This is a genomic window from Collinsella sp. OM08-14AT (assembly GCF_003438115.1).
GTDB lineage: Bacteria > Actinomycetota > Coriobacteriia > Coriobacteriales > Coriobacteriaceae > Collinsella.
Map to the genome: position 1 here is coordinate 67397 of NZ_QSTE01000001.1, position 25979 is coordinate 93375.

The 25979-nt window shown below is 62.5% G+C and carries 20 protein-coding genes and 4 tRNA genes; all 24 read left to right on the forward strand.

The features are described 5' to 3' along the window. The first annotated feature begins 6 nt into the window (after positions 1 to 6). The 24 genes from DXC18_RS00305 (at position 7) to DXC18_RS00415 (ending at position 25978) form a co-directional block, all read left to right on the forward strand. On the forward strand, positions 7 to 486 hold the full coding sequence (locus DXC18_RS00305; RefSeq protein ID WP_117715981.1) for a molybdenum cofactor biosynthesis protein B: 480 nt from the start codon (positions 7 to 9) through the stop codon (positions 484 to 486). 202 nt (positions 487 to 688) lie between these two features. Beyond that, the gene (modA, locus tag DXC18_RS00310; RefSeq protein ID WP_117715982.1) at positions 689 to 1561 is read left to right on the forward strand and encodes a molybdate ABC transporter substrate-binding protein; all 873 of its coding nucleotides are present in this window, start codon (positions 689 to 691) and stop codon (positions 1559 to 1561) included. A gap of 245 nt (positions 1562 to 1806) precedes the next feature. Next, positions 1807 to 3072, forward strand: a complete 1266-nt coding sequence (gene modB / locus DXC18_RS00315; RefSeq protein ID WP_233508956.1) for a molybdate ABC transporter permease subunit — start codon at positions 1807 to 1809, stop codon at positions 3070 to 3072. A 3-nt stretch (positions 3073 to 3075) separates the two neighbouring features. Continuing rightward, entirely contained in the window at positions 3076 to 4146 is a 1071-nt protein-coding gene (locus DXC18_RS00320) for a sulfate/molybdate ABC transporter ATP-binding protein (protein ID WP_117715984.1), read from the forward strand. 429 nt (positions 4147 to 4575) lie between these two features. Continuing rightward, complete coding sequence (locus DXC18_RS00325) at positions 4576 to 5859, forward strand: double-cubane-cluster-containing anaerobic reductase (RefSeq protein WP_117584066.1); 1284 nt, start codon at positions 4576 to 4578, stop codon at positions 5857 to 5859. Between the two features lie 150 nt (positions 5860 to 6009). Further along, positions 6010 to 7173, forward strand: a complete 1164-nt coding sequence (locus DXC18_RS00330; RefSeq protein ID WP_117715985.1) for a double-cubane-cluster-containing anaerobic reductase — start codon at positions 6010 to 6012, stop codon at positions 7171 to 7173. 154 nt (positions 7174 to 7327) lie between these two features. After that, complete coding sequence (locus DXC18_RS00335) at positions 7328 to 8092, forward strand: acyl-CoA dehydratase activase (protein WP_117715986.1); 765 nt, start codon at positions 7328 to 7330, stop codon at positions 8090 to 8092. A 70-nt stretch (positions 8093 to 8162) separates the two neighbouring features. Beyond that, positions 8163 to 9212, forward strand: coding sequence for a selenide, water dikinase SelD (gene selD / locus DXC18_RS00340; protein WP_255413447.1), 1050 nt, complete (start codon positions 8163 to 8165; stop codon positions 9210 to 9212). Between the two features lie 59 nt (positions 9213 to 9271). Then, positions 9272 to 9898: a sulfurtransferase-like selenium metabolism protein YedF gene (gene yedF, locus DXC18_RS00345; RefSeq protein WP_117715988.1), complete on the forward strand. Its 627-nt coding sequence runs from the start codon at positions 9272 to 9274 to the stop codon at positions 9896 to 9898. 19 nt (positions 9899 to 9917) lie between these two features. After that, the gene (locus tag DXC18_RS00350) at positions 9918 to 10169 is read left to right on the forward strand and encodes a DUF3343 domain-containing protein (RefSeq protein WP_022095212.1); all 252 of its coding nucleotides are present in this window, start codon (positions 9918 to 9920) and stop codon (positions 10167 to 10169) included. Beyond that, a complete protein-coding gene (locus DXC18_RS00355) occupies positions 10166 to 11305 on the forward strand; it encodes an aminotransferase class V-fold PLP-dependent enzyme (RefSeq protein WP_117715989.1) in 1140 nt (379 codons plus the stop codon). Before DXC18_RS00350 ends, DXC18_RS00355 begins: the two co-directional genes overlap by 4 nt. A gap of 76 nt (positions 11306 to 11381) precedes the next feature. Beyond that, positions 11382 to 12740, forward strand: coding sequence for a branched-chain amino acid transport system II carrier protein (gene brnQ, locus DXC18_RS00360; RefSeq protein ID WP_117655109.1), 1359 nt, complete (start codon positions 11382 to 11384; stop codon positions 12738 to 12740). 91 nt (positions 12741 to 12831) lie between these two features. Then, a tRNA-Pro gene (locus DXC18_RS00365) sits at positions 12832 to 12908 on the forward strand. A 6-nt stretch (positions 12909 to 12914) separates the two neighbouring features. Further along, positions 12915 to 12988, forward strand: a tRNA-Gly gene (locus DXC18_RS00370). A 316-nt stretch (positions 12989 to 13304) separates the two neighbouring features. Then, complete coding sequence (locus tag DXC18_RS00375; protein ID WP_117715990.1) at positions 13305 to 14141, forward strand: formate/nitrite transporter family protein; 837 nt, start codon at positions 13305 to 13307, stop codon at positions 14139 to 14141. A gap of 184 nt (positions 14142 to 14325) precedes the next feature. After that, a complete protein-coding gene (gene selA, locus DXC18_RS00380) occupies positions 14326 to 15783 on the forward strand; it encodes an L-seryl-tRNA(Sec) selenium transferase (RefSeq protein WP_158551901.1) in 1458 nt (485 codons plus the stop codon). Further along, on the forward strand, positions 15780 to 17750 hold the full coding sequence (gene selB, locus DXC18_RS00385; RefSeq protein ID WP_117715992.1) for a selenocysteine-specific translation elongation factor: 1971 nt from the start codon (positions 15780 to 15782) through the stop codon (positions 17748 to 17750). The genes selA and selB overlap by 4 nt, the downstream gene beginning before the upstream one ends. A gap of 214 nt (positions 17751 to 17964) precedes the next feature. Continuing rightward, a tRNA-Sec gene (locus DXC18_RS10375) sits at positions 17965 to 18061 on the forward strand. Positions 18062 to 18323: 262 nt separating this feature from the next. Next, entirely contained in the window at positions 18324 to 19679 is a 1356-nt protein-coding gene (gene gdhA, locus DXC18_RS00390; protein WP_117715993.1) for an NADP-specific glutamate dehydrogenase, read from the forward strand. 167 nt (positions 19680 to 19846) lie between these two features. Next, the gene (locus DXC18_RS00395; RefSeq protein WP_199412151.1) at positions 19847 to 20749 is read left to right on the forward strand and encodes a xanthine dehydrogenase family protein subunit M; all 903 of its coding nucleotides are present in this window, start codon (positions 19847 to 19849) and stop codon (positions 20747 to 20749) included. Continuing rightward, entirely contained in the window at positions 20749 to 23580 is a 2832-nt protein-coding gene (locus tag DXC18_RS00400; RefSeq protein ID WP_117715995.1) for a molybdopterin cofactor-binding domain-containing protein, read from the forward strand. Before DXC18_RS00395 ends, DXC18_RS00400 begins: the two co-directional genes overlap by 1 nt. Positions 23581 to 23720: 140 nt before the next feature. Next, positions 23721 to 23804 (forward strand) — tRNA-Leu (locus tag DXC18_RS00405). A gap of 88 nt (positions 23805 to 23892) precedes the next feature. Further along, complete coding sequence (gene tig, locus DXC18_RS00410) at positions 23893 to 25194, forward strand: trigger factor (RefSeq protein ID WP_233508957.1); 1302 nt, start codon at positions 23893 to 23895, stop codon at positions 25192 to 25194. 163 nt (positions 25195 to 25357) lie between these two features. Further along, a complete protein-coding gene (locus DXC18_RS00415) occupies positions 25358 to 25978 on the forward strand; it encodes an ATP-dependent Clp protease proteolytic subunit (RefSeq protein WP_022095182.1) in 621 nt (206 codons plus the stop codon). Position 25979: the final 1 nt, after the last annotated feature.

A 25979-nucleotide genomic window follows, 5' to 3' on the forward strand; every position in this document is an offset into this window, starting at 1 on the left:
AGTGCTATGGAGTTGAAGATTTCAATCGTGACGTGCTCGGATACGCGCGATCTTGCCCAGGACGAGGCAGGCGCTGCACTCGAGGAGCTCATCGCGGCGCAGGGCTGGACGGTTGCCTCGCATACGGTGGTGCATGACGATGTTGACGAGATCGGTGCTGCCATTGTGGCTGCGGCCGACGATTGCCAGGCCAACGTGGTCATCACCTGCGGCGGCACGGGGCTTTCGATGCGAGACGTGACGCCCGAGGCGACGCGTGCCGTCTGCGACCGCGATGTGCCGGGTATTGCCGAGGCGATCCGTGCATACTCTATGACCAAGACGCGCCGTGCCATGCTTTCGCGCGCCGTGTGCATGCAGCGTGGGGCTGCGCTTGTCATCAACTTTCCGGGATCCACGAAGGCGGCTCGCGAAAGCTGGGAGGCCGTGAGCGACCAGCTGGAGCACGCGGCCCACATGGCGGCGGGCGGTGGACACGCTCGCTAAACTGCTTGCCTGTAGCGGAGTGACCTTATGGGTCGCTCCGCTTTTTTAAGCGGCGACAACGCGAGCGTCTTGCGGCTATCGGTATAAGAAATTATCAAACGATAATTTCTTATCACAAGCATTATTCGCGCTAAAGTATAATTCAATTACAGGATAAAGCCCGCGGCGGGGTGCCCGGGCGTAGCGCTCGAAAGGGTTGAACATGTTCGATATGGTTTCTCGCCGCGGATTCGTCTCGCTTTCTGCTGTCGCCGCTGCCGGCCTTGGCCTTGCTGGCTGCTCGGGCAACAAGACGTCTGAGCCGGCCGGCTCCGATGCGGGTTCTGCCAAGACTTCTTTCAAGAAGGCTGTCGAGCTGCAGGTATTTGCCGCCAACTCGCTCGAGAAAGCTCTGCCCGAGGTTCAGAAGCTCTACACCGATCAGACCGGTACCACCTTTGCCGACACGCAGTTTAAGGCGTCCGGCGACCTTGTCGAGCAGATGCGCGCCGGCGCTGCGGTGGACGTGCTCATCACGGCCTCTAAGGGCACTATGGATAATGCCGAGGCCGCCGAGCTCGTCGATGCCGACACGCGCGAGGACATGTTCGTCAACGACCTCGTGATTATTCGTGCCGAGGGCTCCGACACCAAGGTCGAGGCTATCGCCGACGTCGCGAGCCTGGACGGCAAAATCGCCATCGGCGACGCCAAGACCGTTCCCGCCGGCAAGTATGCCAACCAGGCGCTGGCTTCTGTTGGGCTCTACACCGGTACCGAGGGCGACGACGGTGAGTATGCACCCGAGCTCGCCGACAAGGTGGCTTTGGCCGACAAGGTCGGCACCGCCGCAGCTTACGTCTCTACGGGAGACTGCGTGGCCGGCTTTGTCTACAGCTCCGACATCTTCCGCTACGACGGCATCGAGGAGGCCTTCGTGTGCCCCGAGGATTCGCACAAGCCCATCGTGTATCCGGGTGCCGTTGCCGAGAGCTCCGAGCACGCCGACGAGGCCAAGGCGTTCATCGACTTCTGTCTGACCAACAAGAAGGCGCAGAAGATTTGGGCTAAGTACGGATTTGAGCTTTCCGCGTAGTGCGGCCTGGCGCGATAATTCCATCGTTTTGTGTTTAACTCCGTCCTTGTATTCTCTTGGAGCTTTTCGTGCTTAATAGATTCCGCATGCTTGTCGCCTGTGCTTTGACCTTCGCGCTTTGCTGGGTGCCAGGATTTGCGTTTGCTGGGGAAGCTGAGGACGGGGCTCAGGTTGCTGCGACCGCTCATGGGCTTTCCTATGGGATCGAGGGTTTTGAGCGGTTGGCCAGGGGGACCGCTCGTGCCATGGAGGGCCAGCCTGAGGGCTACCGGTTTCCCGTTGACGAGGACGTGGACCTTGTAGTGGCGCCTGCTGCCGATCGCGTTGTGGTGTGGGTATCGCCCAAGGCGGTCGAGAAGTACGGATTGGATCCGCAGGACAACGAGTGCGCATCGGGTCTCAAGGCTCTCGTCTGTGAACTCGACAGCGCAAACTGCATGGGAGGCGCACGGCTGGAAGACATGGATCTTCCTTGGTATGCCACGACGGAAGCGGCGTTTAATGTCGGTGGGTATACCTATGCCTTTGATGAGCGCGGTGCGAATGGGGACCGCTATGTGGTCATCGCATCAGCCTCGGGTGATGCCAAGGGCGGCGCGCGTTGGCTTGATAGCGCTCAAATCGTGGTAGCATCATCTGTTATGATGCAAGATGAACAGGAGCCCTTGGCGTCCCTTGTCGCCTTTTTGACCGGCATCGACTATCGCCCGCTTTGGGTGTCTATCAAAACGAGTGGCCTTGCCCTGGTGATTGCCTTTGCGCTGGGCCTGTTTGCCGCATGGAAGACTATGGGCACGACGAGCCGCGTGAAGGGCCTGCTCGACTCGGCCTTTACCATCCCCATGGTGCTGCCTCCCACGGTGTGCGGCTTTCTGCTCCTCATGCTGTTTGGCCGCTCGACCGGGGTTGGCCAGTGGCTTATCGCGCACGGCATCTCGATCGTCTTTACCTGGCCAGCGGCGGTGATATCTGCCGTGGTGGTGTCGTTTCCCCTGGTCTACCGCACGGCGCTCGGCGCCTTTGAGAGCCTGGACACGCAGATGCTCGACGCCGCGAGAACCCTGGGGTGGTCCGAGCGCCGTATCTTTGCCAAGCTTATGATGCCACTCGGCTGGCCCTCGATCGCCGCCGGTACGGTGCTCGCCTTTGCCCGTGCGATGGGTGAGTTCGGTTGCACCCTCTTCTTTGCGGGTAACTATGCCGGTATTACGCAGACCATCCCCATCGCTATCTACTTTGAGTGGATGGGTGGCAACATCCCAGTTGCCCTCTTTTGGGTTGTCGTCGTGATTGCGTTTAGTTTCCTGGTCATCCTGTTTATCAACATGTACACCGCGCATTCGCAAAAGTATCGCGAGCGGGGCCTTTCCCGTGCGGAGCGCAAGCGGGCCAAAGAACTCGCCGATACGGACGATTCGCTCGACCCGGTGGGCGGCGATGCCCTGCGTATCGATCGCGAGGCGCTGGCCGAGCTCATGCGCGATGATGCCACTCTGCAGGGAGGTCGATAGGCCATGTCGATCGTTCTGGATATCAAAAAGCGCTATCCCGGGTTTACGCTCGATATGCAGCTTGAGGCTGGAGAGGAGCGCGTGGCGCTGCTGGGCGCCTCGGGGTGCGGCAAGAGCTGTACGCTACGCTGCATTGCCGGTGTGGAGACGCCCGACGAGGGCAAGATCGTCGTCAACGGCGTGACCTTTTTTGATTCGGCGGCGGGCATCAACCTATCGCCCCAGGAGCGTAAATGCGCCCTGCTGTTCCAAAACTATCAGCTGTTTCCCAATATGACGGTGGCCGATAACGTGTGCGCCGGCGTACAGGATGCGGGTGACGTCGCTGCACGCAAAAAGCTCGCCGAGCGCTATCTGGGCATTTTTGGTCTGTCCGATTTTGCCGACCGCTATCCCGCACGCCTCTCGGGTGGTCAGCAGCAGCGCGTGGCGCTTGCGCGCATGGTGGCGGCACACCCGGGCATTTTTATGTTCGACGAGCCCATGAGCGCGCTCGATGCCTACCTTAAGAGCGCGCTCGAGCAGAACATGCTCGACCTGTTCGACGTGTGCAACCGCACCGTGCTCTACGTGAGCCACGATATCGACGAAGCGTGTCGCCTGTGCCAGCGCATTTGCGTGATGCATAACGGGCATGTGGAGGAGATCGGCTCCGTCGAAGATGTGGTCCGCCGGCCGCAAACCTTGGCCGCGCTGCGCTTGACGGGCTGCAAGAACACAAGCCGGGCGTGCAAGATCGGCGACGAAGAAGTTGAGGCTCTCGACTGGGGCATGACCTTTAATGTGGGTCGCGAGGTTCCTGATGATGTGGCGTACCTGGGGATTCGCGCAAGTTACTTCCATGTTGACAACCGTGCCGAGCGGGGTCGTAACAGCTACGACTTACACGTGGCCCGGGTGAGCGATTCGCGCTTTGAGCGGCTGGTGCTGTTGGACGTGCCACGTGTCGATGCACCCACGCGTCTGCAGTGGAAGGTCAACAAGGTGAGCGTGGCTTTCGACGAGCTGCCGCAGGCCGACGAGACCTTGCGCATGCATTTTGATGCGAGCAGGATTCATTTGGTTTGTCGATAGCGCCGGGTAATGCCGTCGGGGATATAGGCCTCGGCGGCTTCGTCTTGCCGTTCGCCGAATGAGGGATGACAAACTCCTATCAATCAAGATAATTATTTATTAAACGACGGCACACGATGCTGTCGTACGAATGTCAACGGTGTTCGCATGGTCGATGACCGTTGATATAGTTGACCTTAACTTGTAAAGGAGGGTGCGCGCATGCCACAGACGACATACATTCGCCGCGTTGCCGCGCGTGCCCTATATATCGCTCGGAGCCGCATATGAGCAGGTATGTTCACGGCTCCGGGAGAGACGACGCACAACTAAATAGTCAACCGCAAAGCAGGTTCCCCAAAATTCCGGGTTTGAGCACGGCAGGGCAATCGCCGCCCGTCGTGCACCGATACCGCTGTTATCCGTTTTTGGTTCGAGAGGGGAACCGTCATGGCTGAAGAATTCGATTTCCATCCGATGTGGGAGAGCCTCGGCATGAATCTTGCCGACCACGACATGCTGCTGGGCGCCGTGGGCCAGATGTACGGCGATATGTTCTTGACGCAGAACAATCGCCCCAAGTCCACGTCCTACCTGGACTTTGTGGCCACCAACATCCACAGCGGCCGTATTAAGGAGATGCTCGACAAGAAGGAGGCCGGCGAGGCCACCAAGATCGTGGGCTCGTTCTGCGTGTACGTGCCCGAGGAGATCGTGCTTGCCTGTGACGGCATTCCCGTTGGTCTGTGCTCGGGCGCCGATTGGGCAACGGATAAGGTCGAGGAGCATCTGCCGCGCAACACCTGCCCGCTTATCAAGAGCTTTGCCGGCTTTAAGCTGGGCGAGGTCTGCCCCTACATTGAGTCGAGTGACTTGGTGGTAGGCGAGAACACCTGCGATGGCAAGAAGAAAGCCTACGAGTTTTTTGCCACGCAAAAGAACATGTACGTCATGGATATTCCCAACGTACACGACGAGTCAACGCTCGTGACCTGGAAGGCCGAGGTCAAGAAGCTCGCCGCCAAGATCGAGGAAGAGTGCGGCGTCACGATTACGCCTGAGCGTCTGAAGGCCGCCATCCACGCCGTCAATGAGAAGCGTCGCGCCCTGCAGCGCCTCGCTGCCACGCGCGCTGCCGACCCTGCGCCCATCAGCGGTCTTGACAGCCTGCTGACCGTTCAGGCCGCCTTTATGGACGACACGCCACGTCTGACCGGAGCCATTAACGATATGGCGGCTGAGTGCGAGCAGCGTGTCGAGGCCGGCGAGGGCGTGGCGCCCAAGGGGACCAAGCGCATTCTGTACACCGGCACGCCCATGGCCGTGCCCAACTGGAAGCTGTTCAACCTTATCGAGAAAGCCGGCGGCGTTGTGGTAGGCGAGGAGTCCTGCACGGGCTCGCGCTACTACAAGGACCTGGTCGACGAGTCCGGTGAGACGGTGGACGAGATGCTCGATGCCATCGCCGAGCGCTACTTTAAGATCAACTGCGCCGTCTTTACGCCCAACGACCAGCGTATGAAGGACATTGTCCAGATGGCCAAGGACCTGCATGCCGACGGCATCGTCGACGTGGCCCTGCAGTTCTGCACGCTCTATGAGATGGAGTCGTTTGCCGTGGAGAAGGCCGCCGAGGAAGCCGGCATTCCGTTTATGCACATCACGACCGACTACGCCGGTGAGGATGCAGGCCAACTGCAAACCAGGATCGAGGCCTTCTTGGAAACCATTTAGGGCTATCCGTCCCGGCGGCTTTCCCAGGCACCCGATCTTGCCGTTCAAACCGTCGCTTGCGTGCGAAAGTACGCGGCGCGCCTCTTTCACGGCAACCTCGGGCACCTGGGAAAGCCGCTTCCTTGGTTGGTTAAAAGGTTTAGGAGTTATATGTCGGAAAATATTGAGCAGCCGTTGCCCAGCACGTTTGAGGAGTTCAACGAGCAGCGCAAGGCCGCGTTTATTCGCGTTAAGGATTATAAGCAGGCGGGCAATCGCCTGGTCGGCTTTTTGTGCAGCTATACGCCGCTCGAGATTATCGATGCCGCGGGGGCCGCAAGTGTCGCTCTGTGCGGTACGTCCGATGAGGTGATCCCCGAGGCCGAGAAAGTGCTGCCGGCAAATCTGTGTCCGCTCATCAAATCGACGTACGGCTTTGCCTACTCGCAAAAGTGCCCGTTTACGTACTTTAGCGACATGATCATCGGTGAGACCACCTGCGACGGCAAGAAGAAGATGTACGAGCTCTTAAACGAGCTTAAGCGCACGCACATTCTGCATCTTCCGCAGGGTCGCGACCGCGCCTACGAGCGCGAGGGCTGGTACGAGGAGTGCCGCCTGCTCAAGGAGGAACTCGAGGGCTTCTACGGCATCACGATTACCGACGATGACCTGCGCGCTGCCGTCCGTCGTCGCAACCGTTTGCGTGCGGCTCAGCTCGAGATGTTTGCGCTGCAGGCCAACCAGCCGGCGGCCATGAGCGGCGTCGACCTGATGAGCACCATGTTCGCTGGTACGTTCAGCTTTGATATCGAGGCCTATACGCAGCAACTGGAGCAAAAGGTTGCCAAGCTGCGCGAGGCCTACGACGCGGGCGAGCGCCCGGTTGCGGCGGATGCCAAGCGCATCCTGATCACCGGCTGCCCCGTGGGCGGCGTGATCAACAAGATCGGTCGCACCATCGAGTCCAACGGCGGCGTGGTCGTGTGTATGGATGACTGCTCGGGTGAGCGCACGGCGGCCATGATGGTCGACCCGGATGCGCCCGACATCCTGCGTACGATCGCCGACCGCTACCTGGATATCAACTGCTCGGTTATGACGCCCAACGACGGTCGTATGGAGAACACGCTGGCCATGTGCGAGAAGTATCACGTCGATGGCGTAGTGGAGAGCGTGCTCCAGGCGTGCCACACCTTTAACGTGGAGAGTGCACGCATGCAGGAGGCCGTCGAGGGTGCGGGTATTCCGTATATGAAGATCGAGACCGACTACAGCAACGGCGACATGGGCCAGATTGAGACCCGCATCGCTGCCTTCATCGAGACCCTCTAGCTTCCTCAGGCACCGGATCTTGCCCCTCAAACCGTCGCTTGCGTACCAAAGTACGCTGCGCTCCTCTTTCGGGGCAACCTCCGGCACCTGAGAAACCTAGAGCTAAGGCGCCTGAATGCGCCGCTGTCTTTGATGTTTGGATTAGGAGAGAGCCATGATAGGGATCGGGATCGATATCGGGTCTACGGCGGCTAAGGCTGCTGTGGTCGATGGCGCGGGTTCGGTGACGTGGACGTGCGTGCAGCCAACCGGGTTCTCCTCGGTCGATGCGGCCGAGCGTCTGCGCGGTGAGCTCGCCGCAGCCGGCTATGACGTGGCGGGCGACGATGCTCGCGTGGTCGCGACTGGCTACGGCCGTGTCGCCGTGCCCTATGCGCATAAGGTCGTGACCGAGATTACCTGCCACGGTACCGGTGCCGTGCACCTGTTTGGCGATCACGGCACGGTGATTGACGTGGGCGGCCAGGACACCAAGGTCATTCAGCTTAAAAGTGGCCGCGTGGCCAAGTTTGCCATGAACGACAAGTGCGCCGCCGGCACGGGGCGCTTTTTGGAGATCATGGCCGACCGCCTAGGCATTTCCCAGCAGCAGATGGCAGACCTCGCCCGCACCGGCGAGCCTACCAAGATCAGCAGCATGTGCACGGTGTTTGCCGAAAGCGAGGTTATCAGCCTGATCGGTCGCGGTGAGCCGCGCGAGAACATTGCGCGTGGCGTGATCGATAGCGTTGTCTCGCGCGTGGCGACCATGGCCGGGCAGGCCGCGGGCGCCCCGTACTACCTGACCGGTGGCCTGTGCGAGAACGCCTTCGTGGTGGAGCGGCTGGCAGCGCTGCTGGGGTCGCCGGTCACCACCTCGCCCCAGGCCCGCTTTGCCGGTGCCATCGGTGCGGCGATTCGCGCACAGGCGCTCAATTAATGCATCCGCTGCAGGCTCGCATTCATGCGTATACTGGGAGAAAATGATTGACCGATGAGAGGAGGTATCGATGGCTGACGATCAGATTAAGCTCACGTCTATGACTGCCGCGAGCGGTTGAGCCGCTAAGTTGGCTCCCGGAGCCCTCGCCCAGGTCCTGGGCGACTTACCCAATGTGCATAACGACAACCTGCTCGTGGGGTTCGATACCTCCGACGATGCGAGCGTTTTCCGCGTTGGCGAGAACTTGGGTCTCGTGCAGTCCATCGACTTCTTCCCGCCGATGGTCGACGATCCCTATCTGTTCGGCCAGATCGCCGCGGCCAACTCGCTGTCGGACATCTACGCCATGGGCGGGCGGCCGAGCCATGCCATGAACTTGCTGTGCATTCCCAATTGCCTGGGCGTTGAGGTTGCCGGGCAGATTCTGGCGGGTGGCGCCGACAAGTGCGTCGAGGCCGGCTGCTCCATCGCGGGCGGTCATACCATCAACGACGACGAGCCCAAGTATGGCCTGTCCGTGAGCGGCTTTGTCGCGCTCGACCGCATGCTCGCCAACAGCGGCGCGCACGTGGGCGATGTTCTGCTGCTGACCAAGGCGGTCGGCTCGGGCATCATCACCACGGCCATTAAGGGCGAGCTCATCGAGCAGGACGAGGCCGCAGCCATGTTTGACTCGATGCGCACCCTCAACGAGGCGCCGATTCGTCTGGCCGAGGGACTTGAGCTTCACGGCTGCACCGATGTCACGGGTTTTGGCTTGATCGGGCACGCGTGCGAGATGGCCGAGGGCTCGGGTGTGCAGATCGAGCTTACGTCGGGGGCGGCGCCGCTCTTTGATCAGGTGCTCGACATGGCACGTCTGGGCATTATCCCCGCGGGTTCCTACCGCAACCAGGACTTCTTTGGCCCGCGTGTGGCTGCCGACGAGGACCTGGAGCCGGGTATGTTAGATGCGCTGTACGATCCGCAGACCTCGGGTGGTTTGCTCATCGCGGCGCCTGCTGCCGATGTGGATGAGCTCGCGCACCGTCTGCATGCTGAGGATCGCATCGCTGCCGTTATCGGTCGCGTATGCGAGGCGGTGCCGGGCGGTCCTGCCGTTCGTGTTGTTCATTAAGGAAAACCGTTTATGCGACCGTCCGTTGTTCTGGGCGGTCCCTTTTGAAAGGAAAAACTATGTCTACCAAAATTGAAGTTAATACCATGGGCGATGCCTGCCCGCTGCCCGTCGTCAAGACGCTCAAAGCTCTGAAGCAGCTTGATGGCGAGGGCGCTGTGGTGACCTCGGTCGACAACGAGACCGCCGTCAAGAACATCTCCAAGATGGCGCAGGAGAAAGGCTGCACGGCCTCGGTCGAGAAGGTTTCTGACGCCGAGTGGCACGTGACCGTGGCGACCTCTGGCGCCGTTGCCGTTGCCGATCCCGAGCAAGATGGCGCTGCCTTCTGTGATGCCAGCGCCGGCAAGGGCAAGCTCGTCATTTCCGTCTACACCGACTGCATGGGCCGCGGCGACGACGAGCTGGGCCACAAGCTCATGAAGGCCTTCATCTTTGCCGTGACGCAGCAGGAGGAGCTGCCCGCGACCATGCTGTTCTACAACGGCGGCGCCAAGCTCACCGTCGAGGGCTCGCCGGTACTCGACGACCTGAAGGGGCTGGCTGAGCAGGGCGTCGAAATCCTCACCTGTGGCACCTGCCTCGACCACTATGGCATTAAGGACCAGCTTGCCGTGGGCGAGGTCACGAACATGTATGTGATCGTGGAGAAGATGGAACAGGCCGTGCGCGTCGTGCGCCCGTAGCGTATTGGTTGGAGTTGCCATGAGGGAGAAGCGCCCAGCGCTTGTCATCACGTTTCCCACCACGGCTGCCGCCATGGGCTGCGAGTCCCTGTGCATCGAGCGCGGCCTTCCCGGGCGAACGATTCCCGTGCCCGGGGAGGTCGCTGCCGGCTGTGGTCTGGCGTGGAAAGCGTTGCCTGCCGATGAGGAGCTGCTGCGCGGCGAACTCGCCGCGGCGGGCGTTCCCACCGAGGGCTATACCGTGATTGATATGTGGGAGGTCGTGCGATGATCTACCTGGATAACGCGGCGACGACCATGCACAAGCCGCAGACGGTCATCGATGCCGTGACGCAGGCGATGTGCTCGCTCGGCAATGCCGGGCGCGGCGCCACGTCGGGTGCCCTCGATGCCGCTCGTACGATTCACGCTTGCCGTGCCAAGCTCGCGCGCCTTTTAGGTTGCCCGAGGGCGGACCATGTGTGCTTTACGTCCAACTCTACGGCGGCGCTCAACACCGCCATCTGTGGCGTGGTGCGCCCCGGCGACCGCGTGGTCACGACGGTGCTCGAGCACAACTCCGTGCTGCGTCCGCTCAACCGCCTGGCAGCGGAGCGGGGTGTGACCGTTGAGCATGCGGGCTGTGACGTAAGCGGCGTGCTCGACTATGACGAGCTCGAGCGGCTGGTCACGCCCGGTACGCGTGCCGTGGTGGTGACGCATGCCTCTAATGTGACCGGCAACGCGGTCGACATTGCGCGCGTGGCGGCCTTGGCACATGCCGCGGGTGCGCTTGTGATCGTCGATGCCTCGCAGTCTGCCGGTACGGCGCATATCGATATGCAGGCCATGGGGCTCGACGTGGTGTGCTTTACCGGCCACAAGGGGCTCATGGGCCCGCAGGGCACCGGCGGCCTGGCCGTGGCGGAGGGCGTCGACGTGGCGCCCTGGGCCATGGGCGGCACGGGCGTGCACAGCTTCGATGCGTTACAGCCCATGGAGTGGCCCACGCGGCTCGAGGCGGGCACGCTCAACGGTCACGGCATAGCGGGCCTTTCCGCAGGCCTTGATTTTATCGAGGCACAAGGCGGGGTGGAGACGATTGCAGCTCACGAACGCGCACTCGCCGAACGTTTCCTCTCCGGCGCTCGCGAAATCCCCAGCATTGTACTTTACGGTGCGTTTGACCAACCTGCGCGCTCGGCGATCGTGTCGCTCAACGTGGGCGATATCGACTCTGCCGAGATCTCGGACGCGCTCATGCAAGGGTGGGGGATTGCGACGCGCTCCGGTGCCCATTGCGCTCCGCTCATGCACCGCGCGTTAGGTACCGAGCGCCAGGGTGTCGTCCGCTTCTCGTTTGGGTATTTCAACACGACCGAAGAAGTCGACACGGCTATCGATGCTCTGCGCAATTTAGTCTGCTAAAGCTGCTGGACCGTTTATACTTGCGGGACGGGTATTTTGCCCGTCCCGTTTTTGTTTCGACCCGAAAGGTGTGCCTATGCCCTCATCTGCACCGCGCGGTCTGCGCTCCGACCATGTCGTCACCGTCGGCATCGCCCTGTTCTCGATGCTCTTTGGCGCCGGCAACCTTATTATCCCGCCGCTGCTGGCGCTGCAGGCAGGCTCTGCCACGCCGGTTGCCATGCTTGGCTTTCTCATTGCCGCCATCGGCCTGCCCGTCATGGGCTTTATCGCCGTTGCGCTTGCCGGAACGGCGCGCGAGCTTGCCGGCCGCGTGCACCCCAAGTTTGGCGAGTTCTTTGTTGCGGCGGTGTATCTGGCCATTGGCCCGTGCCTGGCCATTCCGCGCACGAGCTCCACGGCCTTCGAGATGCTGGTGCCGCTGCTGCCCGAGGGCGTCTCGCTCAGCACGGCACGCCTGGTGTTTGCCGTTGGATTCTTTATCATCGCGTTTGCGCTCACGCTGCGCCCCGGCGTCATCACGCGCGTGCTCGGCCGCATTACGGGCCCCGCGCTCATTGCCCTTATCGTATTGGTCGTGGGTGCCGCTGTGGTCTCGCCGCTGGGCTCCGCTGCCGCGCCGCAGGCTCCCTATAATGCTGGCGCTGCCGTACAGGGCTTTTTGACCGGCTATCAGACCATGGACCTGCTCGCGTCGCTCGCCTTTGGCATCATCATCGCCGAGACCATCCACGAGCTGGGTGTTACCGATGACAAGCGCGTTGCCTTCGAGATTTCGCGCTCCGGCGTGATCGCCGGTGTGCTCATGGCCATCATCTACTGCGGCTTGGGCCTTGCCGGCGCGCAGCTCAGCACCGTGATGCCCGATGCCACCAACGGTGCCGCCATCCTCGCCCGTTCCGCCTCTATGCACTTTGGCCTCGCCGGCACGGTCGTGGTCTTTGCGATCTTCTTCCTTGCTTGCATGAACGTGTGCATCGGCCTTATCAGCTGCTGTTCGCGCTATTTCTGCGAGACGTATGTGGTCAAAGGGGGAGCGGAGGCTTCCGAGGAGGCCATGCGCCGCCCCTTTGCGGCTCTCGCCTTTGTGTTCGCGGCGTTTTCGTGCGTGCTTTCCAACGTGGGCCTCGACGTGATTCTTATGTTCTCGGTGCCCATGCTCAACGCCCTGTACCCCGTCGCCATCGTGCTGGTGCTTATGGGTCTGGTGCACGGTTTTTGCGACGCGCATCCGCAGGTGTGGGTCTGGGTCGGCGGCGTTGTCGCAGTGCAGAGCGTGATTACCTCGGTCCGCGACGCGTTCTTTGCGGGCGCGTGGCTGCCGTTCGATGCGTTGCCGCTGGCGGATATCGGTGCCGCGTGGGCGCCGGTTGCCGTGGTTGCCTTTGTGATCGGTCTGCTCCATAGTCGTTTTGTCGCACATTCGAGGAGCTAAGGCATCAATGCTTGCACAGGCGGGGAGTCTCCCCTATAATTTCCTTCGCTTTGGGACACGCAAGGTTTAGACCTTAGCTGCTCAACACCTTCGGGACGTGGCGCAGTTTGGTAGCGCGCCTGCTTTGGGAGCAGGATGTCGCAGGTTCAAATCCTGTCGTCCCGACCATATCTTGCGGGCGTAGTTCAATGGTAGAACCCCAGCCTTCCAAGCTGATGACGCGGGTTCGATTCCCGTCGCCCGCTCCATAAGATTGGCTAACGGCTTTGACCCCTTTTGGGACCAAAGCCGTTTTCGTAAACGTGTCGGGTGACGGGGATCGAACCCGCCAGGGTGCGAAGCTGAGAAAATGCGTGAGCATTTTCCAGCGCAGCACGCAAGGGCCGAAGGCCCGCAGCGAAACAAGGATTTGTGAAGCAAATCCTTGGACTTCCCGTCGCCCGCTCCATGTAATTTGCAGGTCAGAGGTACGTTTACTTCTGACCTTTTTTGTTTTTGACCATCCGTCGCGGGACACATCCATTGGCAATGCCGGTCCCAAGTCGTAAGAAAGAAGTGGTTGCTATGGCACAGAGCAAGGTAGAATATCCCACCCCCGATTGCCTGGCACCTGCCGCGATCGAGGCCAAGACCGAGGCCGCCGGCGTTACCAAGGCCAACCTGCCGGTCTCGAAGACCTTTTTGCTCGCCATGTTCGCCGGCGCGTTCATCGCCTTCGGTGGCCTGTTCTTCACGGTCTTTCTGAGCGATGCGACCCTCGGTTGGGGCGTTCAGCGCTTATTGGGTGGTCTTTGTTTTTGCCTGGGGCTGGTGCTCGTGCTCATTTGCGGCGCGGAGCTGTTTACCGGTAACTCGCTGATGGTCTGCGCGCTTAAGAGCAAAAAGATCACGCTCGTCAAGATGCTCAAGGCCTGGGCCATTGTGTGGATCGGCAACTTTGTCGGTGCCCTGTTCGTTGTCTTTTTGATTTACATGGCAGCCATTTACAAGCTCAACGGCGAGGCGGTCGCCAACACCATGGTGAGCGTCGCCGCCGGTAAGGTTGCGATCGATGCCGTCACCATCTTCTTTCGCGGTATCCTGTGCAACATCTTTGTGTGCCTGGCCGTATGGACCGGTACCGCCGGCAAGACTGTGGTCGACAAGGTCGTGGGTATTCTGCTGCCCATTGCCGCCTTTGTTGCCTGCGGGTTTGAGCACTGTGTCGCCAACATGTACTTTTTGCCCATGGGTATTTTGATGCGCTCCTGCGGCTATGGAGCCGATGTCTCCGGCGCCGACGCTCTTAACGCGGCGGGCGTGGCGCTCAACCTTTCGGTCGCCACACTCGGCAATATTGTGGGCGGCGCCCTGATCGTGGCGCTGGGCTACTGGTTTATCTACGCCAACAAGGAGGCCTAAAGGTCCCAAGCCATAACCGACCAAAAGGGACAGGTTTATTTTGGCAGGTTTTGGACGAGGCGCTGCGCCGCCTTGCCACGAGCTGCCATAATGGACCTGTCCCTTTTGCGTGCGCGTCGTCATTGTTTGGCAAATGACGACCATGGGGGACCTGCTATTTATTGAATATGTCGAAAGGCTTTCCATGAGCGACTGCGAATCCATGCCCGCCGAGGTGCGCGACCGCCTGCGCTCCATTCCCGCCGTTCATGAGCTGCTGTCCGAGTGGCCGGTCATGAAGGCCGCCGGCGATGCGGGCGACACGATCGTGCGCGAGGCGATTGATGTTGAGCTCGATGCCGAGCGCGCGGCGATTCGCTCCGGCGCCCCCGCAAGGAACAAGCGCGAGCTCGCCCTGGCCATCGAGCGGCGGTGCCACCGCCTGTCGCTGCCGACCCTGCGTCCCGCCGTCAACGCGACGGGCGTTGTGATTCACACCAATCTGGGCCGTGCTCCGCTCGCTCCCGCAGCGGTGCAGGCGGTGACCGACGTTGCCCGCAGCTACAGCACGCTCGAGTATGACGTCGCGACTTGCGCTCGCGGGGGCCGTAAGGAACATGCCGCGCGCCTGCTGCGCACACTCACGGGGGCGCAGGACGCCTTGGTTGTCAACAATAATGCCGCGGCGGTGCTGCTGGTGCTTGCGGCCCATGCGGCTGGTAAAGAGGTCATCGTGAGCCGCGGCGAGCTTGTCGAGGTGGGCGGCAGCTTCCGCATCCCCGACATCATGGCGGCTTCGGGTGCCAAGCTTGTCGAGGTTGGCTCTACCAACCGCACACATCTGGATGATTATCGAAACGCCATCACGCCCAACACGGCGATGATCCTCAAAGTCCATCCTTCCAACTACCGTATCGAGGGCTTCCACGAGGAGGCTTCCGTGGCGGAGCTTTCTGCGCTGGCGCATGAGCATGGGCTGTTGCTGTACGAGGACCAAGGCTCAGGCGCTTTGCTTGCAGACGGGGTGCTCGCCGATGCGGGGGAGAAGCCCACGTCCGCATCCCTTTGCGCCGGCGTTGACGTCGTCTCGTGCTCGGGCGACAAACTGCTCGGTGCTTCGCAGGCGGGCATCATCCTTGGCAACGCCCAGGCAATCGCCGCCTGCGCCTCTCATCCGCTTATGCGCGCGCTTCGCCCCGGTAAGCTCACGCTCGCGGCGCTCGAGGCCACCCTGCGTCTGTATGTGGCCGGTCCCGATACGGCACATCGTGAGATCCCGGTGCTCAACATGCTTTCCGGCGCGCCGGTTCCGCTTGATCGTCAGGCCAAGCGCCTGCACGACCGCATGCTGCGCAAGCTTCGCGACTCTCAGTTCGAGGAGGCGGTGGAGCTGCAGGTTGTCGAGGGCGCCTCTGCCCCGGGCGGCGGGTCGCTGCCGACCGTCGAGCTCCCAACTTTTTGCGTTGCCGTTTGCCCCGTCGATGGGCGCCTGTCCGCCGATGGCCTAAAGCGCGCTATGGTACAGGAGCCCGATACGCCGGTCGTGACGCGCGTGCAGCATGGTCAGGTACTGTTTGACGTTCGCACGCTTTTGCACGATACCGACCTTGATCTGTGCGCGTCCGCGTTGGCCGATGCCGTGCGGGCGGGTTTGCATCGATGACTGCGCGTGAGCTTGTCGAGTGTCCCGTTGTCGTTGGAACAGCAGGACACGTCGACCACGGAAAGTCGGCCCTTATCGAGGCGCTGACCGGCAAAAATCCCGACCGTCTGGAGGTCGAACGCCGCCGAGGCATGACTACGGAGCTCGGCTTTGGCGAGCTCGAGCTTCCCAGCGGCAAGCTTGTCGGCCTGGTCGACGTGCCCGGGCATGCGCACTACCTGCGCGCGATGGTACAGGGTGCCACCGGCGTGGGCGTTGCGTTGCTGGTGGTTTCTGCCGTTGAGGGCGTGATGCCGCAGACGCGAGAGCACGTGTACGTGTTGGAGCTGTTGGGCGTGAGGCACCTCGTGGTGGCGCTCACGATGCGCGATCTGGCCGATGACGAGACGGCGGAGCTCGCCGAGCTCGACGTGATGGACTTCCTCAGCGATACCGTCTTTGCCGATGCGCCCGTGGTGCCTGTTTCCTCGCGCACGGGCGTGGGCATCGAGGACGTTCGCCTTGCCCTCGATGCCGCCATCGACTCTTTCCTGGCCGATGCCGCATCCCGCCCGGTGCGCCCCGGTCTGGCCCCGCGCCTGCCCATCGACCGCTGCTTCACCATCAAGGGATCCGGGACGGTCGTCACGGGCACGCTTCACGATGCCCCCGTAGCGGTGGGCGACGAGCTCGTCTCATGTCCCGCGGGCGTGTGCTGCCGCGTGCGCGCGATTCAGGTGCATGGTGATACTCCTCGGGCGTTGCCCGGACAGCGCGCGGCGCTCAACATCGTGGGCGACGGTGCGGGCGACCTTCCGCGTGGCGAGGTCCTCTGCGGGTCTGGTGCTGAGGGCTCGACGCTCAGGCTCATCGCCCGCTTCACGTATCTGGGGCGCGAGGGCACCAAGCCCGCGCCCTTCGAGTCCGGTACGCGCGTTCATGTGATGGTGGGCACGGCGGAGGTCCTCGGCCGAATCATGCTCATGGAGGGTGAGGGACACATTGAGGCTGGCGAGACCCGCATTGTGCAGGTCCGTCTGGAGGAGCGCCTTCCCGTGCGATCGGGCGACGGCCTCATTGTGCTCGCGTTCTCGCCGGTGGTGCTTATCGGCGGCGGTCGTGTTCTTCTTTCGCGGTGTCGCCGCTCGCGCGTCCTCTCCGCGGGCGAGTGCGCGCTGCTCGGGGCCCTGGATGCCGACGACCGCGCCGCCGCCGTTGCCGCATGGTTGGGGCTGCAGCGCCTGCCCGTGCCTGCCGCGGCCGCAGTCCGTGCTCTCGATCTTTCGGGTGCCGAGGCGGCTGCGCTCCTGCACGGGGCGGTTTCCTCGGGTGACGCCGTGGCGCTTCGTGCCGAGCGCTCGACCGAGGAGCTCTATGCCGCCCCCGCTGTGCTCGATGCCGCCCTCGCCACGCTCTCCGTCGCGCTGGCCGCCATGCACGGGGCCGCGCCCAAGCAGACGGGTTTCACGCCGGGCGAGGTCGCGGGTGCCGCCTGGCCGACAGCGGGCGAAGACATCGCGTCCGCGCTCGTTCTCGAGGGCTGTGCGCGCGGCGTGTGCACCGTCGACGGTGCCGAGGTGTTCGACCCGCACTCTGCCGCTGCGGCGATACGTGTGGTGCGCGAGGCGAGCCAGCGCATCGTGGCCGCCCTCGACGAGGCGGGTCTCGGTGCGGCGACGCTGACCGAGGTGGGTGAGCGTCTGCAGCTCGATCGCGACACCATGACGCGTGCCCTGCGCGAGCTTTCGCTCAACCGCGCGATCGTTAAGATCGAACGCGACGTTGCCTTGTCTGCCGCCGCCGAGGCCCATGCGCGTGAGGTCGTCGCCGCGGCTATCGAGGCCGACGGCGGCGCTGCCACGACGAGCGTGCTGCGCGAGGCCCTAGGCGTGTCACGCAAGCGCGCCATTAGCATCCTGGAACACCTGGATGCGATGCGTTTTACGACGCTCGACAAAGAGGCCGGCGGCCTCAGATCCCTGCGCTAGGGCTCCGAATCGCCGTTCGCCACAAAACCGGCCTATCTACTACGTTTAAGTGACTACCCTCGACCATTTCAAAAACCGCAAAAACAAAACCGCAGGTAGATGACTTGCCGATGTTACGAAAAAGTGGGTATGGCTAACCCTTGCTGGTTAAACGTAGTAGATGGGCCGTTTTCGTGGCGCGACACTGCGCGTTTGGTAAAATACCGCCACGTTTGGGAACGGATGGGCTCCGGTGGGCCCCGCGGTCCTCAAAACCGTTGTGAGGCGTGCAAAACGTCTTGGATGTGTTCGATTCACATACGTTCCCGCCAACGCATCCTGCCAACCACCACAAAGGTGCCTGTCCTCTTTGTGGTGGTATGGACCATGTGGACGAAACAGCTTCGAAACACGCGATTTGTACGCCGGGTGCTCAAAAACGCTTCTACCTGCATCGTAATCAAAACGAAACATCTGCTCGTCGGCTTATGCGAAACTTTGCTGCAACAGTGCGATATTATCCATACTCGATAAAGCTCGCGGCGTATGAGGCGCCGCGAACGACACCTTTCTTTTCCATCAATTGGAGGAAGCATGAGCTACACGCAGAAAGTTCTCGACGAGCTCAAGGCCCGCTATCCCGAGCAGCCTGAGTTCATCCAGGCCGCGACCGAGATTCTCGGCACCATCCAGCCGGCGCTCGACGCCCATCCCGAGTACGAGGAGGCCGCCCTGCTTGAGCGCCTCGTCGAGCCCGAGCGCATCGTTATGTTCCGTGTCCCCTGGGTCGATGACCAGGGCAAGGTTCAGGTCAACCGCGGCTATCGTGTCGAGTTCAACTCTGCCATTGGACCCTACAAGGGCGGCCTGCGCTTTAACCCGACGGTCACCCTGGGCATGCTCAAGTTCCTGGGCCTGGAGCAGATCCTCAAGAACAGCCTGACCACCCTTCCCATGGGCGGCGGCAAGGGCGGCTCCGACTTTGACCCCAAGGGCAAGTCCAACAACGAGATCATGCACTTCTGCCAGTCCTTCATGACCGAACTCTATCGCCACATTGGCCCCAACACCGACGTTCCCGCTGGCGACCTGGGCGTTGGCGGCCGCGAGGTTGCCTACATGTTCGGTCAGTACAAGCGCCTGACCAACGAGTGGACCGGCGTCCTCACCGGCAAGGGCCTCTCCTTTGGCGGCTCGCTCGCCCGTACCGAGGCCACCGGCTACGGCCTGGTCTACTTTGTGGACGAGTACCTCAAGAGCCGCGGCGAGTCCTTCGGGGGCAAGAACGTCGTCGTTCACGGTTCCGGCAACGTTGCTATCTATGCCGTCCAGAAGGTCTCCCAGCTCGGCGGCAAGGTGCTGGCCTGCTCCGACACCCACGGCTGGGTCGAGGATCCCGACGGCATCGACTACACCGTGCTCGAGCACGTCTACAACAAGAAGCGCTCCGGCCACGACAAGGGCGTTACGCTCGCTATGTACGTCGACGAGAAGCCCAATGCCGTGTGGCACGAGGGCGACGGCCGCGGCGTGTGGCAGCTTCCCTGCGACATCGCGCTGCCCTGCGCTCGCGAGAACACGCTGCTGCTTGAGGACGCCCAGGCGCTCGTCGCCAACGGCTGCAAGGTGGTCGGCGAGGGCGCGAACATGCCCACGACCATCGAGGCCACGACCTACTTCCAGGAGAACGGCGTCGTCTTTATGCCCGGTAAGGCTGCCAACGCCGGCGGCGTGCTCGTGTCCGGCCTGGAGATGAGCCAGAACGCCGAGCACCTGTCCTGGACCTTTGAGGAGGTCGACGGCAAGCTCGAGCAGCTCATGCGCGGCATGTTCCACAACGTTGACGACACCGCCAAGGAGTATGGCCAGGAGGGCAACTTTGTCATGGGCGCCAACATCGCCGGCTTCCTGAAGGTCGCCGACGCCATGCTCGCCCAGGGCGTCTGCTAAATCTTCGCTCGATATAGCATCGCAGAAGGCTCCCAGTCATCTTGGCTGGGAGCCTTTTTTGATCCGCATGCGACGGAGGAAAACGGTTCATTTTGTCCCGACACGAGCTATGCCCCCTCGTTTGGTACACTTAAAGGTACTGGACAAGTGAAGAGATGGGGGAGAACGTGCTCAAGTTCGGTACCTACGTCCGTGTTGGAAACGCGGCCGAAGCCTATGAGCTCTTGCAGAAGAACCGCAACAACAAGATTGTGGGCGGCGGCATCTGGATGCGCCTGGGTTCGCGTCGTGTGGCGACGGCGATTGACCTTTCGGCCTGCGGACTCGATCAGATCGAGGAGACCGAGACCGAGTTTCGCATCGGTGCCATGTGCACCCTGCGCCAGCTCGAGCGCCATGCCGAGCTCAACGCGCTTGTCAACAATGTCTTCGAGTTCGCCGTTCACGATATCGTGGGCGTGCAGCTGCGCAATACCGCCACGGTGGGCGGCAGCATCTACGGCCGCTTTGGCTTCTCGGACGTGCTCTCGGCTTTCCTGGCGCTCGATTCCTATGTTGAGCTGACGGGCGCCGGCCGCGTACCGCTTGCCGAGTTCGTGGATATGGGCTACGTGCGCGACGTGATTGAGCGCGTCGTGGTCGTTAAGCACGAGTACCGCGTAAGCTACGAGGCCGTGCGCAAGGCCGCGACCGACTTCCCCTCGTTGAACGTCACCGCCGCCTGGTGGAACAACACTTGGCACGTCACCGTGGGCGCCCGCCCGCTGCGCGCAACCCTGCTGCAGGGCGAGGCGTGTGGTCTCACCAACGAGCAGCCTTCCGAGGACGAGCTGCGCGCCCTGGCTGCGTCCGTGCGCGCGCTGAGCTACGGCACCAATATGTGGGGCTCGGCCGACTACCGCCGACGCATCTCGGCGCCGCTTGCCGTGCAGGCCGTTCGCCGCGCCGCCGGCATCGAGCTTTCGGCCGCGCTTGCCCGCGAGCTCGAGACCGTGCAAGTGCCTAAGTTTGCCACGGACGAGTATTCCTGCCGCCGCGTGCCCGGCGTCGATTCTAGCGAGGTGCGCTAATGGCTGCCAAACTCATCGATCTTTCCTTTACGCTCAACGGCCGCAAGGTCAAGGTTCAGATTGCCCCCGACACCATGCTCTTTGCGCTTTTGCGTGAGCAGGGCTGCGCGTCGGTGCGCTGCGCCTGCGAGACCACCAACTGCGGTCTGTGCACGGTGTGGCTCGACGGCGACCCGGTGCTGAGCTGCTCGGTTCCCGCCGCCCGTGTAGAGGGCCACACCGTCACCACGCTCGAGGGCCTCAAGGCCGAGTCCGAGGCGCTGGCCCGTGCGATGGCTGCCGAAGGCGCCGAGCAGTGCGGTTTTTGCGCCCCCGGCCTCATCATGAACGTGCTGGCGCTCGCCCGCGCCGCCAAGGAGGACCCGAGCCTCGTCGCCACGCGCGAGGAGCTCTCGCGCCAGCTGGCCGGCAACCTCTGCCGCTGCAGCGGCTACGAGAGTCAGCTGCGCGCCATCGTCCGCTTCCTCAACGAGTCCGGCGTGCAGGTGGGCTTTGAGATGCCCAAGCTGCCGGTCAACGACACGAGCTCCGACGGTGTCGTCTACAAGCAGATTACCCACAAGCAGCCCAAGAAGGACTCGAAGGCGCTGCTCGAGGGCCGTCCCGTCTACACGGGCGATATGGTGCCCGCCGGCGCGCTCATCGTCAAACTCAAGCGCAGCCCCTATGCCCGCGCCAAGATCCGCTCCATTGATACGTCGCGCGCCCTGAAGGTGCCCGGCGTGGTGGGCGTTTACACCTATGAGGATGTGCCCAAGCGCCGCTTTACCATCGCCGGTCAGAGCTATCCGCAGCCGAGTCCCTACGACCGCTTGATCCTCGAGAACCTCGTCCGTTACCAAAACGAGGAGGTGGCGATTGTCGCCGCCGAGACCGAGGAGGCCGCCGACAAGGCGCTCAAGCTCATCAAGGTCGACTACGAGGTGCTCGAGCCGCTGCTCGACTTTACCCAGGCACTCGATAACGACATCGTGGTCCACCCCGAGGGCGACGTGACCTTTATGTTCCCGCAGGGCGGCGACGTCCCGCGCAACCTGGTGTGCAGCGGTACCAGTGATTACGGCGATCTGGACGAGGCCTTCGCCCAGAGCGACATCGTCTTTGAGCGCACCTACACCAGCCAGGCCACGCAGACCGCGCCCATGGAGACCTTCCGCGCCTTCGCGACGACCGACGCGTTCGGCCGCATCTCGGTGACCACCTCTACGCAGGTGCCCTTCCACGTGCGCCGCATGGTCGCGCAGTCGCTCGACATTCCGCAGTCGCAGGTGCAGGTCATTAAGCCGCGCATCGGCGGCGGCTTTGGCTCCAAGCAGACGGGCTGCTGCGAGATCTTCGTGGCGTTCGTCACCCAGCAGACTGGCCGTCCGAGCTACTGCTGCTACACCCGCGAGGAGACCATCACTGCGGGCAACTCGCGCCACCAGATGCAGATGACCGTTAAGCTGGGCGCCATGAACGACGGCACCATCACGGCCATCGACCTGCACACGCTGTCCAACGCCGGAGCGTACGGCGAGCACGTCACCACGACGATCGGCCTTTCGGGCCACAAGAGCCTGCCGATTTACAACCATGTAAAGGCGAGCCGCTTTAGCTGGGACGCTGTCTACACCAATACCAACCGCGGCGGCGCGTATCGCGGCTACGGTGCCACCCAGGGCCAGTTTGCCGTGGAGAGCGCCGTCAACGAGCTCGCCGACATGCTGCACATGGACCCCGCCGACCTGCGCCTTAAGAACATCGTGCGCGAGGGCGAGATCATGCCGCAGTACTACAACGAGAAGCTCAACGCCTGCGCGCTCGATCGCTGCCTGCTGCGCGCGATGGACATGATCGGCTGGCGCGACAAGCCGTTGGCCGTGGACCTGGGCGACCGCGTGCGCGCCCTGGGCTGTGCGCTCACCATGCAGGGCTCGGGCATCTCCAACGTTGACATCGCCGGCATCGACATGCGCCTGGAAGAGGACGGCTTCATTACCATCGGCACCGGCGCCACCGATAACGGCATGGGCGTCGACACGATCCTGGCGCAGATTGCCGCCGAGGAGCTGGGCGTTGAAAGCTCGCTGATCGTGGTGCGCGGCGTGGACACCGACGTGTCGCCGTTCGACGCCGGCTCGTACGCGAGCTCGGGTACGTACGTGACGGGCTTGGCCGCCAAGAACGCCGCGACCGAGCTGCGTGAGAAGATTTGCGCCAAGGCCGCCCAGATGTGGGACGTGGACGCCGCCGACGTGGTCTTCGACGGCCAGTACGTGCGTCTGTCCGATGAGCGTGCCGCGCGCGAGCAGAACCGCTACCTCACGCTGCGCGACTTTGCCAACCTGTGCGTCAAGAACATCGCGGGCGGCGACGCGCTGACCTCGCATGCCTCTGCCTGCCTGCCCGTTTCGCCTCCGCCGTTTATGGCCGGCATTGCCGAGGTCGAGGTCGACAAGGCCACCGGCAAGGTGACCGTGGTGGATTACGTCGCGGCCGTCGACTGCGGCACCGTGATCAACGAGGCGCTCGCGCGCGTCCAGGCCGAGGGCGGCATTGCCCAGGGCATTGGCCACGCGCTCTACGAGATTGTTGAGCACGATGACCGCGGTCGTCTGCGCACCGACAACTTTATGAGCTACAAGCTGCCCACGCGTCTGGATATCGGCAGCATTCGCGTGGCCTTTGAGCCGAGCTACGAGCCGACGGGCCCGTTTGGCGCCAAGTCGATCGGCGAGGTCGTCATCAACACGCCGCTCGCCGCCGTGGCCTCGGCCGTGGCACACGCCACCGGCCACCAGGTTCGCTCGCTGCCGATCACGCCGGAGAAAGCGCTGCTGGGGGAGTAGCGGGTCAGCGAACAAGTCGTAATTGGCGGGGCAGGGCAACTCGTCCCGCCTTTTGCACTCGTGGTGAGGTCGTGAGCCTGTAAAACGTGTGCGTGCGCTTGTCGCTCGTATCTGCTATCATTCCTAGTCTGTGCGCTCATGCGGGCGTGGCGGAATTGGTAGACGCGCCAGATTTAGGTTCTGGTGGGATTCCCGTGAAGGTTCGAGTCCTTTCGCCCGCACCAACGCACCCGCGTCGGCTTATGCCCTCGCGACTCTTTGTTGCATAAAGGTACCAGCACCTCAGATAAGCTGGGCAGTATGAGGAGGAACGTGTTGAACATCACCGCTTCTGACGTCAAGGACGCCAAGCTCACCGCTACGGTCACCATCCCGGCCGCCGACGTCGACGCCGCGATCAAGAAGGCCTACAAGGACACCGCCAAGAAGTACCGCTTCCCGGGCTTCCGCGCCGGTAAGGCTCCCCGTCCGGTCATCGACTCCGCACTTGGCGCCGAGGCTACCCTCGCTCAGGCCACCAACGACCTGATCGCCGCCAACGAGCCCGCCGTCCTTAACGAGCTGGACATCGTCCCCACCAAGAACGGTGACTACAAGGAGCTCGACCTCGCCAAGGATCACGAGGACTACACCTACACCGTCGAGTTCTCCCTGCGTCCCGCCGCTGAGCTCTCCTCCTTCGACGCCGTCGAGATCGAGATGCCTCCCGCGGAGGTCACCGAGTCCGAGATCAACAACCAGGTCGAGATGCTCCTCAACTACCGCGCCACCTTCGAGGACGTCGAGGGCCGCGCCGTCGAGGCTGACGACTATGTGACCGTCGACCTCAAGGCCGTCGAGAACGCCGACAACTTCGCCGCCGAGGGCCGTATGCTCATCGCCGGTAGCGACAGCAACCCCAAGGAGTTCAACGAGGCCCTGATCGGCGCTAACGTTGACGACGTCAAGACCGTTACCTGGACCGACGAGGTCGAGGAGGGCGAGGAGGCCGAGACCCACACCGTCGAGGTCACCGTCAAGGGCATCAAGGTCCGCAACACCCCTGAGCTCACCGATGAGCTCGTCAAGTCCGACTTTGGCTTCGACAGCATCGACGCTATGCGCGACGCCATCAAGCTCGAGATCGAGCAGGACAAGGCTTCCCGCCTCCCGGCCGAGAAGGAGAACCGTTGCGTCTCCGCTCTCGCCGAGCGCCTGCAGCTCGACGAGATGGACGCCGACTACGAGCAGTCCGTCTTTGAGGAGCTTGGCCAGAACTTCCTGTCCAACCTCGCTGCCCGCGGCATGACCCTGGACACCTGGCTGCCCGCTTCCGGTCTGACCATGGAGCAGTTCATCGGCGACCTGCACAAGCAGGCCAACGACGTTGCCCGTGAGTCCCTAGCTCTCGACGCCCTCGCCCGTGAGCTCAAGATCGAGGTCACCGAGGACGACGTCAACGCCGAGTTCGAGAAGGCCGGCGTCAAGGACGTCGAGGCTTCTAAGGCCGAGTTCATCGCCGATGGCCGCATGCCCGCCGTCCGCGAGTCCATCCGTCGCTCCAAGGCCGTCGATCACCTGGTCGAGAACGCTAAGGTGACCGAGGTCGACGAGACCGCCAAGGACGCCGAGTAATTCTCGCCACCTTGCCCGCGAGCGCATGCGTGCGTCCGTGATGGGGTAAAGTTATACACCGGTTATCCGGTTGCTTCGTACGGTGCCAGCCAATGCATAGCATGCGGGCACCGTACGTTTATCTAGAACCAATTTGGTCCGCAAGAGAGAAATGGAGATGCGTATGATCGCTAAGTTCGATTCCGCCCTCGTGCCATACGTTATCGAGCAGACGCCGCGCGGCGAGCGCAGCTACGATATCTATTCGCGCCTGCTCAACGACCGCATCATCTTTTTGGGCGAGGAGATCAACTCCGTCAGTGCCAACCTGGTCGTTGCACAGCTGCTGCATCTTGAGAGCCAGGATGCCGAGAAGGATATCTCGCTCTACATCAATTCGCCCGGCGGCGAGGTCTACTCCGGCCTGGCGATTCTGGACACCATGAACTTCATCAAGCCGCAGGTCTCCACCATCTGCGTCGGCATGGCCGCGTCTATGGCCGCTGTGCTGCTTTCGGCTGGCGCCAAGGGCAAGCGCTTCTGCCTGCCGCACTCCAAGGTCATGATTCACCAGCCCAGCGGCGGTGCCCAGGGCCAGCAGACCGAGATCGAGATCGTGGCCGAGGAGATCAAGAAGACCCGCCGCGAGCTCAACCAGATCCTGTCCGATGCCTCGGGCCAGCCCATCGAGAAGGTCCAGGCCGACACCGAGCGCGACAACTACCTGACCGCTGCCGAGGCCCTCGACTACGGCCTGATCGACCGTATCGTCACCTCGCGCGACCTCGCCGCGAAGGACGCCTAGG